Consider the following 14,864-nt stretch of genomic DNA (forward strand, 5'->3'; position numbering starts at 1 on the left):
CGGAAGTTTATTTCTTTCGGCTTTTTGTTGTTGAAGTAATGAAATGTCATATTGTAAATATTTCATTGTAAATTCAGCATCAAAACAATGATCATTCGGATAATAAAAGAAAAAATAAAATGAAAAAAATACTCCTCTTTCTAACATTGTTTATTTGCAGTGGTATGTATCCTCAGATAAAACTGCCACGTTTAATTAGCGACGGAATGGTTTTACAGCGCGATATTCCCTTGAAAATTTGGGGTTGGGCATCGCCAGATGAAAAGATCGAAATTAATTTCAATCAAAAGAAATTCAAAACAACAGCTGCAAAAGATGGAAACTGGATGGTTGTACTGCCGTCTCAAAAAGCAGGCGGACCGTATGAAATGACTTTATCAGCCAGTAATACTATTGTCTTGAAAAATATCCTGATTGGTGATGTCTGGCTTTGTTCCGGACAATCAAATATGGAACTTCCACTGGAACGTGTTAAGGGAAAATATAAGGACGTAATCGCAAAGATTGATAATAACAATATCAGACAATTTTTGGTGCCTGATCAATACGAATTTGCAAACGAAAATACAGATCTGTCATCAGGAGAATGGCTTTCGGCAATTCCTGAAAACATCTTAAAATTCTCGGCTGTTGCTTATTTTTTTGCTGATGAAATCTATCAAAAGTATAACATTCCGATCGGGTTAATTAATAGCGCATTAGGTGGCTCGCCTGCAGAATGCTGGATTAGTGCCAACGCAGTAAAAAAATTTCCTGAATATGACAAAGAATACCAGAAATTTAAAGACGGAACGTTAGGGGTTCAAATTGAAGCAAATGATAAACAAATAAGTTCAAACTGGTATTCGACTATAAACAGTCAGGATGAAGGTTTAAAGAAGAAATGGTCAAATCCTGAATTGGAAGATATCGATTGGAAAAGCATGAATATTCCGGGATATTGGGCTGATACTGAATTGGGAAATGTAAACGGTGTGGTTTGGTTAAGAAAAGAATTTACAATTTCAAATCTTAAAGAAACTAATGCAAAACTTATTTTAGGGAGAATTGTTGATGCTGATTCGGTGTATGTAAACGGACATTTTGTGGGTACAACCTCTTATATGTATCCGCCAAGAATTTATACTTTTGATGCGAAGTTTTTAAAAGAAGGAAAAAATGAAATTGCCATTCGTGTCATTAATAATTCAGGAAGAGGTGGTTTTGTTGAAGACAAACCATACGAATTGATTTTGGGTAATGAAGTTATTGATTTGAAAGGTTCCTGGAAATTTAAATTAGGTGTAAAAATGTTGCCTTTGCCTTCGCCTACTTTTATTAGATGGAAACCAGTCGGGTTGTATAATGCGATGATTGCACCATTGAAAAATTATGGAATAAAAGGTGTGCTTTGGTATCAGGGTGAATCGAGTACTAAAAAACCGGAAGAATATTCGGCTTTGATGGAAACCTTAATTACCAATTGGAGAGCAGAGTGGAAGCAAGGTTCGTTTCCGTTTTTATATGTGCAGCTTACTAATTTCATGGCGCCAAAAACAGAACCGGGAGAAAGTAACTGGGCCGCTTTAAGGCAACAGCAAAAAAACACTTTATCAGTTCCAAATACAGGAATGGCTGTTACGATTGATCTTGGAGAATGGAATGACATTCATCCTTTAAACAAATACGATGTAGGAAGGAGACTTTCTTTATTGGCCAGAAAAATGGTTTATGGAGAAAAAAATCTTGTTGCTTCCGGACCTCTTTTTAAATCAATGGAACAAAAAGGAAATCAACTTGTTTTAAGTTTTACCGATGTTGGAACAGGTTTAACAACTAAAGAGAATAAACCGCTTAAAGCATTTGAAATTGCTGGTAAAGACGGGAAATTTGTTTGGGCTAATGCGGTTATTGAAGGAGATAAAATTATCATATCAAATGAAATAATTTTAAATCCAACAAGAGTGCGATATGCCTGGGCAGATAATCCGGATCAGGCAAATTTATACAATAAGGAAAATTTACCGGCTTCTCCTTTTGAAGGCAGTTTGTAAAATCATAATCGAATTAAAGTAAAAAAAAGCGGGAGTTCTAAAATAGACTCCCGCTTTTATATTGAATTTAAGTTTTGAAGTTTACGTTTTGGAATTTGGAATTTAAAAATTGGAATTTAATTCATTATTGAACTGGAAGATAAATATCAAAAGTAGCTCCTTTGTTCTTTTCGCCGGTAGCCGTAATAATGCCGCTATGGTTGTCTACAATTTTTTTCACAATGGCAAGTCCAATTCCGGTTCCTGTATATTCTAGTTTCCCATGCAAACGCTGAAAAACTTCAAAAATCTTAGAGCTGTATTGCTGCTCAAAACCAATTCCATTATCCGAAATTTTAATATGACAATAGTCAATGTCTTTTTCCAATTTTTCATTGTTTAGAAGTGCTCCCTTCACAATTTCACTTTCAATCTTTATGACAATTGGCGTTTCAGGATTGGAGAATTTAAGCGAATTGCTCACTAAATTGTACAAGAGTTGTCTAAATTGAAACGGAATAATATTGGCTTCGCAATTCTCACAGTTTTCTATTGTGGCCTGTTTTTGCTCAATTTCTTCTTTTAAATCGTCTTTAACTTCATCAATAATTTTAGAAAGATCTGTTTTTTCAAAAACACGTTCCTGAATATTTGTTCTGGAGTATGAGAGTAAATCATTAATCAGCGTTTGCATACGTTGCGCGGCACTTTGCATACGCTGAAATTTATCTTTTCCTTCATTAGATAAATTTTCAAATTCTTTTTCCAGAATCAGCGAAGCAAAAGTTTGAATTTTTCTTAACGGTTCCTGCAAATCATGACTTGAGATATAAGCAAATGATTGAAGTTCCTGATTCATTTTCTCCAGCTCTTCATTTTTTTCTTTAAGCTCTAAGGCATTTAATTTTAATTTATCATCTGCTTTCTTTTTTTCTGATAGATCATGTGTCACTTTTGAAAAACCAATTACATGACCTTTTTTGTTGTGAACTGCAGTAATAACAGAACTCGCCCAGAAATAGGTTCCGTCTTTGCGAATGCGCCATCCTTCATGGCTTGATTTTCCTTTTTCTATAGCTACGTTTAGCAGTTTTTGAGGAAGATTTTTCTTTATATCTTCTTCTGTATAAAATTTAGAGAAATTGTGCCCAATAATTTCTTCGGCTTTATATCCTTTGATCTTTTGAGCACCTAAATTCCAATTTTCTACAGTTCCTTGATGATCAAGGTATAAAATGGCATAATCCTGCACTTCTTCCACCATTAAATGATAACGTTCTTCACTTTTTTGAAGAGATTCGTTCATTAAATTCAATTCTCTGGTTCTGGCGGCTACTTGCTGTTCTAACTCATGGGTAAATGCCTTTTCGGTATGAATATCGGTGAAGGCACCCACCCATTTTAGAATTTTACCATCAATATCTAAAACCGGTTCACCAATTACGGCGTGCCATCTGTAATTGCCATCTTTCCTTCTAACGCGAACATCACAACGATAGACTTCTCCAGTGGCCAAACTATGGCTCCAAATTCTGGTATTTTCTTCAAAATCATCCGGATGAATCATCGCTTTCCATTCGGCTTCGCCAGCGGGATGAGTTCCGGTGTATTCAAACCATTTTCCAGAGGCGAATAGCGCATTTCCTTTTTCATCGGTTTCCCAAATTAATTGTGGAATACTTTCTGTCAAAGAGCGAAATCTTTTCTCGCTTTCTTCCAGTTCATGCTGATGATTTTTTTCATCCGTAATATCCCGAATGGTTCCAATTAATTTCTCGGGTTTATTTTCTTCATCATAGAAAAGTTTTCCTTTTCCTTCTATCCAGTGAATTGAACTATCTATCCATATTGTTCGTGCTTCATAATTAAGATATCCTGAGATAAGAGATTCTTTAAAAGCTTTATTTCGAATGTGCATATCATCAGGATGAAGATGTTTCAGCAATTGGTCATGGGTTAATTTTAGATTATCCTTGTATCCACCAACAATTTCAAGATATCTATGAGAATAAATAGGTTCTCTGGTTTTTACATTTAATTCCCAGGTGCCTAGTTCACTTGCTTCAACAATAATTTTTAGTCTCTCCTCATTTTGCTCTACTTCTTTTCGTGTTTCAACTTTTTCACTGACTTCTGTAACAGTTACAATAATTCCCGAAATAGTTCCGTCTTCTTCTTTTAAAGGAGAATATAAGAAATCGAAATAGGAAATTTCCAGTTTTCCATAGCGATTTAAAGGAATCGGCACTTCATATCCATGAAACGGAATTCCTGTTGTTAGAACATCTTTTAAAAGAGAACTTACGCTTTCTTCAACTTCTGGTAAAGATTCAAATAATGGCTTTCCAACAAAAGTATGCTCTTCTCTGTCAACTAGTTTTAAATAAGCTTCATTTGCCATTTCAACCATATAGTCAGAACCACGTAAAATAGTGATTCCAATCGGAGCCTGTTTTACAGTATTACGGAAACGTTTGTCTGCTTTTTCAATTTCTTGTCTTGCTTTTACCTGAGGTGTATTGTCTAGAACCCAGATCGCGACTTTTGTTACTTTTCCTTCTATATTTTTAAGAGGCGCATATACAAAAGTCACATATACAATTTCTTCTTTACCATGACGCACAAGCATCATTTCTACTTCATTTGCATGAAAGGGCAGACCTTCATCTATAACTTTTTGTAAAGCTTCTTCGTAGTAAGGTTTAACTTCGACAAAGGAATCCCAATAGTGTTTTCCTGCAATTTGATCGTATGATTTTCCTGCGACTTCAATAAAACTTTCGTTTACGATTTCGCTTATCAAAGTCTTAGCATCTAAAACACAGATACCAATTGGAGCTTCCAAAACCATGCTTCGCAAATTATTCTCGTTTTCTTCTATTCTTTTTTTGGCGAGATTAAGGTCAGTTGTTTCGGCTGCAGTATTCATTACCCCATAAATGTTCCCATTTATATCGTATAATGGCGTAAAACTATAATCAAAATAAAAAGTTTCTAATACACCATTTATAGTCAGATCAATACGGGTATTTTTGGAGTGAAAAGATTCACCGGTTTCAAAGACGTGACTAATCTGATCAAAAACCAATTGATTATCAAGTTCCGGTAAAATTTCGGTATATAATTTCCCAACAACATCATTTCCTTTTCCCCAAACGTCCATAATCGATTGGTTAGCAAGTTCAATTCGTTTTTCTTTGCCCACATAAACACCAATAGGGAAAGGGGCATTTTCTACAAGCTGTCTTACTTTTTGTTCACCTTCGTGAATTCTTTCTCTGGCTAGAACCTGTGTTGTTACATCGATGGCAATAGCTACAACTCCAGAGATACTTCCGTCGCTTTCTTTAAGGGCATCATAAACAAAATTCAGATAAAAAGTTTCAATTTTTCCGTTACGGGGCAATTGAACCGGACGTTCATTTGCAATAAATTTTTCACCCGTACTATAGACTGTATTGATTAAATTTTCTAAGCCCTGATCTTTTGCTTCTGGCAAGCCTTCAAAAATAGGTTTATTTAATACTTTTTCTGCTGTTGTTCCCCACAAGTGAATCATTTTTTCATTTGCAATTTCTACAATGTGTTCTTTTCCTCTAAAAACACACATTGCAACGGGAGCCTGCATAATATTATTTAAAAAACGGGAATTGCTTTCCTTTAGGGCATCAGTGGCCCGTTTCTTTTCTGTCGTCTCAATAACAGTAACAAGGACACCTCCAACGGTACCATCTTCTTTTCTAATGGGACTGTATGAAAAATCGAAGTAGCATTCTTCTATAAATCCATTTCTGTTTAAAGGTAACATAAAGTCTGGAAAACCAATAGGTTTGCCTTCCATAACGCCATCAAACATAGGACCTATAATTTCCCAGATTTCGGAGAAGGTTTGTCTTGTACTAATGCCGAGAGCATCGGGATGTTTGGTTGAACCTAAAATAGGACGATATCCATCGTTATACAATTGTGTATAATCGTCACCCCAGGCAATATACATTCCAAAAGGGTTTTCCAGCATAACGGCCACCATAGTACAAAGACTTTGGGGCCAGGTTGAAGGATCACCCAAAGATGTTTTACTCCAGTCTTTGGCACGAATTAATTCGCCCATTTCACCACCACCGGCTAGAAAATAATGTCCCTTGTTTGTACGGCTCATTCTCAAAACTATTTAAGGTTGAAGAACAAAATGCTCTCGTACAGGTTGTTTTAATTTATTTTCAGAAACTACATTCAGGGCGTTGCCAATGACTTTTTTTAATTTAGAAAATTCGCCGGGTTTCCGAATATAGTAAGTCGCGCCTTTCTGGTACATCAAATCAACAATTTCTGTATCCAGGGATGTTGAGAAAATAATCACCGGCAGCGAATTGAGTTTGTCAATTTCTTTTATTTCTTTTAAACATTCATGACCATTTTTGCGTGGCATATTAAGATCGAGAAATAACATATCTGGTAAATTATCAGAAGAATTAGCGGCTAAATAATCCATAAGCTGAACACCATCATTAACAACAGCAAGAGATACCGGAAGCGACAGTTCATCAAGGGCTTCTTTAAAAAAAGCGCAATCGTCTTCATCATCGTCCGCTAGTAAAAGATTGTAATGCTGTTTATTCATTGTATTGTAGGATATAATCTCGGTTAAAATATTTTTTATTAAAGGATCTCATTCTGTTTAGTTTAGATGAGATTTTTACTATTTTGTTTCTGCTAAGATAGAACTAATTCCACACTTAGGAATCAACAATAACGCAATAAATTTAACGATTTAAACTATTAATTCACAATCTTTTTTTGATTTTGCTTTTTTTAATTTGTCAGTAAAGTATTTTCAAGTTTATAAATATTTGAAAAATAAAAACCTTCAAATCAGTTGATTGAAGGTTTTTGTGAAATTTATCATTTAGAAGAAAACAATAAGGAAAGAAAGTTTGAAATCAAACAAGCCACGATCCAGGAACGCATCCAAAAGAATAGAAAATTAGATGGGTCTGAATAATTAATACTGGCTAATGTCAATGTTATAAAAAAAGTTGTGATACAATTTTTTAAGAATGGAGTTAACTTTTTTTTCCTGAAAAAAGGAATGACTGTCACTTTAATTCAGATTAATCAATTGAGGGCCAAATTCTTCATAAAAGATATTTTTCTGATTGATATTCAGATTGAGTAACGCTTCGTATTGTGTTTTAATGAACATTTCAGGACCACAGATATAAAATTTAGCTTCTTCTAATAAAATAGCTTCTTTGCATTTATGAAGGTCAACGCGCCCTTCAATGATTTCATTTGAAAAAGTTACATCATTTGGCGCCGAATCATAAAAAGTATAGGTTTCAAGCCATTCTGCTTCTTCTTTTAAAGTTGAAATTTGTTCTTTAAAAGCGTGAACAGACTCATTTCGGCAGCCGTGAATCCAGACTGTTTTTTTATTTTGAAGCGCATTTAAATTGGTTTCCAGCATACTCAACATGGGTGTAAGACCAACACCGCCACTGATTAAAACCAATGGATTTGTAGCCTCTTTTTCAAGGTGAAATAATCCGGCTGGAGCCGAAATTGAAATAACATCTCCTTCTGATTTTGAATGTAAAGTTTGAGAAACCAGACCGGATGGATTTGGTGCAATTCCGCTTTCTTTTTTTACTGAAATTCGGTAATATTCAGGATTGAAAGCACTCGATAAACTATATTGTCTAGGTTGTAAAAGACCTAATTCCGGAACAAAAACCTGAACGCTGATGAATTGTCCTGCATGAAAATCAGCAATTTCTTTTCCGTCTTCCGGATAAAGATAAAACGATTTTATTTCTGTTGATTCTTCGACAATCTTTTTAATTGTAAATCTTCTCCAGCCGTTCCAGCTTCCGGCTTTGGCTGCATTTTCTTCGTATAAACCTTTTTCAAGATCAATCATTATTTTTGCCAATTGATAATAGGCAACTGTCCAGGCTTCCAATATTTCGGGTGTGGCTGCTTCTCCCACAACTTCGGCAATAGAAGCGATTAATTGCATTCCAACAATTTTATATTGTTCTGGCTGAATATTTAAGCTTCTGTGTTTGGTGCCAATTCCTTTCAGAACGCCAATTAAAACGCTTGGATCTTCTATATTTTCTGCGTAAGCCAAAACGGCATTGGCTAAAGCAGATTTTTGTCTTCCGTTAGCCTGATTTCCCATATTGAACATATTTCGCAATTCGGGATGTTCTCTAAACATTCTGGCATAAAAATAATTGGTCAGATCTTCGCCACTGGCTCTTAAAATTGGAATTGTAGCTTTGATTAGTTCTTTTTGATTTGAATTCATTTTGTGATATTTAGAATTTATTTTGAATAAATGTTTTTGTCGAACATTTATAAAGACAAATCTAATTATCAGTTAAGGCTACTTTTTATGACTCAAATCATAAGAAGTAAATTGATTTTATTTTTTAATGGAAGTTCTCAAAAACAACCAGACATACAGAAAAAAAGAATCCAAATACAGTAAAGACTCCTGCCAATTTTCCTCCGTGTTCGTAAGCTTCCGGAATCATGGAGTTGGCTAACATCATTAAAATTGCACCACCGGCAAAAGCCTGAATAAAAGAAAGCCATTCCTGCGAAGCGCTGCTGAAAACCGAGAAACCGGCAAGTGTTGCCAATGCACAAAGCAATGCAATACAGATCCAGAGCAATATGATTTTTTTATTACTCCAGCCACTCGATTTCATTCCGGAAGATCCTGCGATAGCTTCCGGTAAATTAGAAATGAAAACCGCTACTAACATCGTAAGGTTTCCTGAAACTCCTTCAAAGAGTCCTAAGCCGATGATGATGGATTCGGGCACCCCATCTAATATAATTGCCAATACCATCGGGATTATTAAATTGGAGTTTTTGCTTTGACCTAACTTCATCGGATTATTGGTTCCAAAATTGGCAATAAGCTTGTCTGAAAAATAAAATATGGATGCGCCTGCAAAAAAGCCAAAAGCCGGATACAAAGTACCTCTCCCTAGTTTTACGGCTTCAAAAATTAACTCATACGATATGGCAGAAATTAAGGTTCCGGCACCAAATCCCATAATCACACCAATAGCACGATTACTTAGCGAATACCGAATGGCCAGTATTCCACCAATAATGAGGGATGAAGTCGCTAATAAACCTGTAATAAAAGCTTGTAGCATAATAAATATGTTTTATTGCATGACCGTACTTTTGAATTGCTGATTTTTAACCTATTTCTCTTTTATTGTTTTTTAGAAATAGCCAATAACTCTCATCCATAATCCGCCAATTACCATGTAAATAAGCAACATGACAAGTCCGGTAATTAAGCCTTTAACCCACCAGCTTTTTAAGTCGACATAACCGCTACCAAAGAAAACAGGTGCTGGCCCGTGACCGTAATGTGTTAAAGTTCCGTATAAAGAGCCCACGAATCCAAGCATGAAAGCAAGTAGTAATCCCGGAATTCCGATAGAAATACCAACGCCTAATAATGCAGCATACATGGCAGCCACGTGTGCTGTTGCGCTGGCAAAAAGATAATGGCTAAAGAAGTACACTAAAATAATAATTGGAAAAGCCATTTGCCAGCTTAAACCACCAATCTCCGCTTTTACCTGATCGCTAAACCAGCCAATAAAACCTAATTCGTTAAGTGAGCTTGCCATCATTACCAAAACAGAAAACCAAACAATGGTATCCCAGGCACCTTTTTCGGCCTTAATATCTTCCCAGGTTAAAACTGAAGTTAGTAATAACACCACTAAACCAATAAAAGCAGTAGTTGTAGCATCTATAGAGAATAAATCACCTGTTATCCAAAGAAACAATAAAATGAAGAACGTCAATAACATTAACCATTCATTTTGGGAAATTGGTCCCATTTCTTTTAGTTTCTGACTGGCAATTTGTGGAGCGTCTCCAGTACTTTTGAGTTCAGGAGGATAAATTTTATACAATACAAACGGAATGACAAAGAAGGAAACGATACCCGGAACAATCGCTGCAGTTGCCCACGACATCCACGAAATTTTGATTCCTAAATTGAGCGCAAATTTTTGACACATGGGATTACTGGCCGTTCCTGTTAAAAACATTGAAGAGGCGATCAGGTTCATATTATAACTATTCAAGGTTAAAAACGCACCCAATTTTCGATGTGTTTCCGGCTGATCCGGCATGGAGCCAAAACTCATAGACATTGATTTCATAATGGGATAGATAATTCCGCCACCTCTAGCTGTATTACTTGGTACAGCAGGAGCCAATACCACATCAGCAAGTCCTAAACCATAAGCTAATCCAAGGGAGCTTTTACCGAATACTCTGATGAATAGAAAAGCGATTCTGTTTCCTAATCCGGTTTTAATAAAACCTCTCGCAATAAAGAATGAAATTCCGATTAACCAGATTACCTTATCTCCAAAACCTTTTAATGCCAGCGTGATCGATTTACCAGCTTCTCCCGGTGCGAGAACTTGTGTAAAGGCAGTCAATGCAATCGCAATCATACACATGGTTCCCATTGGAGCTGCTTTCAGAATGATTCCGAGAATAGTAGCCACAAAAATGGCAAACAAATGCCAGGCTTCAATTACAACACCTTGTGGAGCCGGAATAAACCAAATAATAAGTCCAACGGCAAAGGTAATGATGGTTTGGGTAATTTTTACTTCTTTCATAATGAACGAGAATTAAATTAAACTAAAGTCGGCATTGCAGCTGCATTAAAAATAAATTGCTGCTATAGGTCGACGTATCGGGAATGTCTTTTTCATAATTATCAAGTGTAAATCCTAATTCAATGCGGCCAGTGTAGGCTTTACCAAATTCAAGACTTATCATTGGCGTATAAGTTTGTCTTACGTTTGAGTTGATTTTATAACTGGAATCAAAAGTTTCATATCGACAGGATACTTCTATTGATGACAATCTTTTGTAAGCTATTGCATATCTTAAATTGGGTAAAAAATACATACCTCGCATTTGGTAGTCGACTACACTAGCTGTTCTGCCTTCAACCGGTAATGAAAAATATAAATTATGATTTGTTCCTTGTTTGTATTCCAATTGCAACTCTAAATTAAGCTTGTCTGCAAGTTTAAAATTACTGGTTATATCTGCACCAACAGCAAAAACTTCCTGTGTTGAAACTCTTCCGGTTCCTCCGTTTAAACCCAGATTTATGTTGTTCTTTTTTGATAAACCGAAAACCCATCTTGTAAAATATTGTTTTCCGTTATCCTTATCTTTTTCCTGATTCTTTCCATTTCCATTGACAATAGTAAAGGCATAATTTACGGGAACTTTTCCAATATCAACTGATCCCAGAACTGAAGCACCAATTTGAAAACTGGTCCAGCCGTTTTTTCCGAATTCATAATACTGGTTGGAGAAATCAAATGATTTTATGATATCTACCGAAACCTGATCTTCGATACCAAATGGAGCTCTAAACTGCCCTCCAACTAAGGCTGCATATTTATTAAATGTATATTTTGCGTAAGCATTCTCTAAAACTTTTCCTTTTGGATCCGATTTAAAATCGGCTAAGTTTACTAAAATTACAACTTCAGTTTCGGGACTAATTTTAGTGGTGAGACCAACACGCATCCTTTTAATATCAAACGAAGTTTGTGTAACTTCTCCGGTTGTATGCTGAACGCCAAGCACATCAACATTATCTGTCATCGCTGCCAGAAATCTTCCCTGAAAAAGTCCTCTAAATTGAAACTGAGGATATTTTACAGTATTTTCAGCTGCTGCAGTTTCCGGAGTTTGGGCTTGTATGGTAAGTGGAAACATTAAAAAAGTAAAACCGGCAAATACTAGTAAAATTGTACGGATACAGTTCATAAATAAAAAAATTAAGTTTTTTATTATTGATCTTAAATTAGTGACAAAAGGGAAAAGGAATATAGTTGTCCGGCTTGTCACTGTTAGAAATGTTGTACTAAAGTAAGAAAAAAAGTAACTTATTGTAGAAAAAGTACCGTTAAAATACTGTTAGCATTTCTGATCAAAAAAATATCCATTCACGACTATCACTGGAAAATTGTAATTTTAGATGAATTACATTATCATCTTTTCCGGCTTTGCAGTTTCTTCAAAAGCTTCATAATTATTTCTTTTTTAATTTCTGTTTAAAAAAATCGATCGTTCTTGTCCACGATAAAGTAGCGGCCGCTTCATCATATCTTGGGGTTGTATTATTATGAAAACCGTGATTCACTTCCGGATAGAAATACGCATTATTTTCGACCTTATTCTTTTTTAGCACTTCTTCAAAAGCAGGCCAGCCTTCATTAACTCTTGTATCTAAACCGGCGTAATGCAGCATTAACGGAGTTGTTATTTTTTCGGCTTCTTCTTTAGTTGGTTGTCCGCCATAATAAGGAACTGCAGCTGATAAAGTTGATATTTTTACTGCCATCATATTAGATATCCATCCACCAAAACAAAATCCGACAACACCTACATAACCGTTACAATCTTTGTGAGCTTTTAAGTATTCATACGCGGCAATAAAATCTTCGAGCATTTCTTCGCGGGTACGTTTTTTTTGCAATTCGCGTCCTGCATCGTCGTTTCCCGGATAACCTCCTAATGGCGATAAGGCATCTGGAGCAAGCGTGATGAAACCTTCAACAGCAGCTCTTCTGCCAACATCTTCAATATAGGGATTAAGGCCTCGATTTTCATGAACGACAATAATTCCGGGTAGTTTTTTCTTGGTTTCAACAGATTGTGATAAAAGTCCTTTGATAGACCCGCCACCTTTAGGGGATTCATATGTAATATAGTCTGATTTTATTCTTGGATCTCCCGGTTTAATTAAGATGCTGTCTGCATAATTTGGCATCATAAAACTTAAAAGCGAAGGAAGTGTTATGGCCCCAACTGCAAAAATGGATAGTTTTTCGATGAATTGCCTTCTCTCAATTTTATTATGGGCATAGTCATCATAGAGGTCAAATACTTCTTGTGAAATATTTTCTTTGGTTAATTTCTGCATGGCATTTATTTTTTGAAACTAAAATGATTTGTATTTTATGATATTGCAACTACTTGATTTTTAGTGAAAAATAATTAATTCTTTTGAGTTAATTCGATTCTTTTGACCGCTTCAACTACTTCTGTTACTAAATCTTCAGAAAGAATTAGACTTGAAAGTATTTGATGGATTTTGTTTGGTATGTCTGGCTGTAAAGCTAAAAGTTTCGAAAGATATTTTTGTGCCTTAATGTCTTCACTAATCAAAGATAATGTAGCAGCTTTAAGAAGCGGATCCCAAAAAGTCTCTTCAGAATCCATTTTTTCAGCCCATAAAAAAGCATTTTTATATTCTTTTTTTGATAAATAATAGCAGCAAAAACCAATATTGATCCACCAGGGACAATAGGGATTTTTTTGAATGGCATTTTGCATAATAGTAAAACCTTTATCAAAATAGCCAGCAAGAACAAGCATGCACCCAACTCCCGAAACGATACCTGATGCATTAGGGTTTATTTTAATGCATTGTTCGGCAGAATAGAGACAGGCTTCCGGGTCTTTTTTAAACAAATTAACCCCAGTCAAAGTATGCCACGCATGTTGGCAATGTGGATCTGTTTTTAAAGATTTCATTACGCAGCGATAAGCTTCCTCAATAGTATTTTCGTCATTGTCAATTGCAAACGCAGCTCCGTCAAGATAAAACTCGCCTAACATCGCCCAGGTGGTTGCGTGATTTGGATGTAATTTTGTTGCTTCAGCTAAATTTCTGAAAGCCGACCAGTAATTCTCCAAGGTACAGTCACATTGATATTTATAATAACTGTAAATCCCTTTCCAAATACTCAAATTATCACTAATTCTGGAGGGCGAAGTTTTAATTATTTCTTTAAAAATACTACCATAATAGCCGCCTATTTCACTAACAATACTGTGTGTGATTTCACTTTGTATTTGATGAATGTCTTTAATATCAATATGATCGAAAGATTTCGTCATTACGAATTCTCCCGTTTTTGAGTTTAAAAGGTTAACTCTTATTTGGAGTGTTTTATCATTGCATTGAATATTTCCGGTAATAATAAAATCGGCACCTATTGCTTTAGCTGCCTCCATAATATTTTGATTGATTTTTGAAATCATTTCAGATGAAAAATTCCCCACAACGGAAATATCTTCAAATAATGATAGTTCTGCACTTAGCTCTTCACACAGCATTAGCGAGAAAATATCTAAATTTTGTTTGTTGGTGATTGATTTAAATGGGAATATAGCAATGATTGGATTTGTATCGTCATGGGGAGGCACAATGGGCCGCACATCTTCTTTTTGATGATGCTCCTTTCGAATAAATCTCGGAATATAACAGCCTTTAGGAATATCTATTATTAATGAATTGTTTTGGCCGATAGTCAAATAATATTCATTCAATATTCTTCTTAACCGGCCTGCATGTATACGCACAACCGCATCATCATTAGAATTAAAATCAGCTGATCTGTTAAGCACATTTATAGCAATAGAATATTCTTTGATAAAATGCTGGTTTTCATTAAGTGTTTCCTCCACAATATATCTTAAAAATTTACTTAAGATAGGAGAGCTTCTTAATGATGTAAATGTTAAAACAGATTCTAGTTCGGTAAAAATTTCTTCATGTGTTTTTTTTTTTACATTCTCCATGTAAGTTGCATTAAATGAGAATAATAGGGTGAAAATTTTGGTACCTATAAAGTTAAATAATTTATTTTCATTTTATGATAAAATTAGATTATTTGTAGGAAAAAAGGTTTAAAAATAAGTTTTTTCCTTCATTTAACCGTTAAATTTAACGGTTTTTAACTCTTTTTCAATAGC

Annotated in this window: 9 protein-coding genes; 1 reads left to right on the forward strand and 8 read right to left on the reverse strand. The window is 35.1% G+C overall.

Annotation, left to right across the window (positions count from 1 at the left end):
• Nucleotides 1-119 precede the first annotated feature (119 nt).
• Nucleotides 120-2,033 (forward strand): sialate O-acetylesterase, encoded by a 1,914-nt coding sequence (locus tag Q7C23_RS11120; protein WP_375032586.1) that lies wholly within the window; start codon nt 120-122, stop codon nt 2,031-2,033.
• Between the two features lie 124 nt (nt 2,034-2,157).
• Here Q7C23_RS11120 and Q7C23_RS11125 read toward each other — a convergent pair whose 3' ends face one another.
• The 8 genes from Q7C23_RS11125 to Q7C23_RS11160 form a co-directional block, all read right to left on the reverse strand.
• On the reverse strand, nt 2,158-6,171 hold the full coding sequence (locus tag Q7C23_RS11125) for a PAS domain S-box protein (protein WP_375032587.1): 4,014 nt from the start codon (nt 6,169-6,171) through the stop codon (nt 2,158-2,160).
• Between the two features lie 12 nt (nt 6,172-6,183).
• Nucleotides 6,184-6,633: a response regulator gene (locus Q7C23_RS11130; RefSeq protein ID WP_375032588.1), complete on the reverse strand. Its 450-nt coding sequence runs from the start codon at nt 6,631-6,633 to the stop codon at nt 6,184-6,186.
• A 480-nt stretch (nt 6,634-7,113) separates the two neighbouring features.
• Nucleotides 7,114-8,325 carry an NO-inducible flavohemoprotein gene (hmpA, locus tag Q7C23_RS11135; RefSeq protein WP_375032589.1) on the reverse strand — a complete coding sequence of 404 codons (1,212 nt, stop codon included), beginning with the start codon at nt 8,323-8,325 and terminating at the stop codon, nt 7,114-7,116.
• Nucleotides 8,326-8,449: 124 nt separating this feature from the next.
• Entirely contained in the window at nt 8,450-9,190 is a 741-nt protein-coding gene (locus Q7C23_RS11140) for a ZIP family metal transporter (protein WP_375032590.1), read from the reverse strand.
• Between the two features lie 72 nt (nt 9,191-9,262).
• Nucleotides 9,263-10,693 (reverse strand): anion permease, encoded by a 1,431-nt coding sequence (locus tag Q7C23_RS11145; protein ID WP_375032591.1) that lies wholly within the window; start codon nt 10,691-10,693, stop codon nt 9,263-9,265.
• 22 nt (nt 10,694-10,715) lie between these two features.
• Nucleotides 10,716-11,867, reverse strand: coding sequence for a porin (locus Q7C23_RS11150; RefSeq protein ID WP_375032592.1), 1,152 nt, complete (start codon nt 11,865-11,867; stop codon nt 10,716-10,718).
• Nucleotides 11,868-12,132: 265 nt separating this feature from the next.
• Nucleotides 12,133-13,026, reverse strand: coding sequence for a dienelactone hydrolase family protein (locus Q7C23_RS11155; protein ID WP_375032593.1), 894 nt, complete (start codon nt 13,024-13,026; stop codon nt 12,133-12,135).
• A 74-nt stretch (nt 13,027-13,100) separates the two neighbouring features.
• The gene (locus Q7C23_RS11160) at nt 13,101-14,690 is read right to left on the reverse strand and encodes a hypothetical protein (protein ID WP_375032594.1); all 1,590 of its coding nucleotides are present in this window, start codon (nt 14,688-14,690) and stop codon (nt 13,101-13,103) included.
• Between the last annotated feature and the right edge of the window lie 174 nt (nt 14,691-14,864).

This window comes from Flavobacterium sp. LAR06 (assembly GCF_041946075.1).
Classification (GTDB): domain Bacteria; phylum Bacteroidota; class Bacteroidia; order Flavobacteriales; family Flavobacteriaceae; genus Flavobacterium.

Excerpts from the sequence above, each read along its gene's own strand:
- Q7C23_RS11120 (WP_375032586.1), top strand. The coding sequence starts at position 120 with ATGAAAAAAATACTCCTCTTTCTAACATTGTTTATTTGCAGTGGTATG.
- Q7C23_RS11125 (WP_375032587.1), bottom strand. The coding sequence starts at position 6,171 with ATGAGCCGTACAAACAAGGGACATTATTTTCTAGCCGGTGGTGGTGAA.
- Q7C23_RS11130 (WP_375032588.1), bottom strand. The coding sequence starts at position 6,633 with ATGAATAAACAGCATTACAATCTTTTACTAGCGGACGATGATGAAGAC.
- hmpA (WP_375032589.1), bottom strand. The coding sequence starts at position 8,325 with ATGAATTCAAATCAAAAAGAACTAATCAAAGCTACAATTCCAATTTTA.
- Q7C23_RS11140 (WP_375032590.1), bottom strand. The coding sequence starts at position 9,190 with ATGCTACAAGCTTTTATTACAGGTTTATTAGCGACTTCATCCCTCATT.
- Q7C23_RS11145 (WP_375032591.1), bottom strand. The coding sequence starts at position 10,693 with ATGAAAGAAGTAAAAATTACCCAAACCATCATTACCTTTGCCGTTGGA.
- Q7C23_RS11150 (WP_375032592.1), bottom strand. The coding sequence starts at position 11,867 with ATGAACTGTATCCGTACAATTTTACTAGTATTTGCCGGTTTTACTTTT.
- Q7C23_RS11155 (WP_375032593.1), bottom strand. The coding sequence starts at position 13,026 with ATGCAGAAATTAACCAAAGAAAATATTTCACAAGAAGTATTTGACCTC.
- Q7C23_RS11160 (WP_375032594.1), bottom strand. The coding sequence starts at position 14,690 with ATGGAGAATGTAAAAAAAAAAACACATGAAGAAATTTTTACCGAACTA.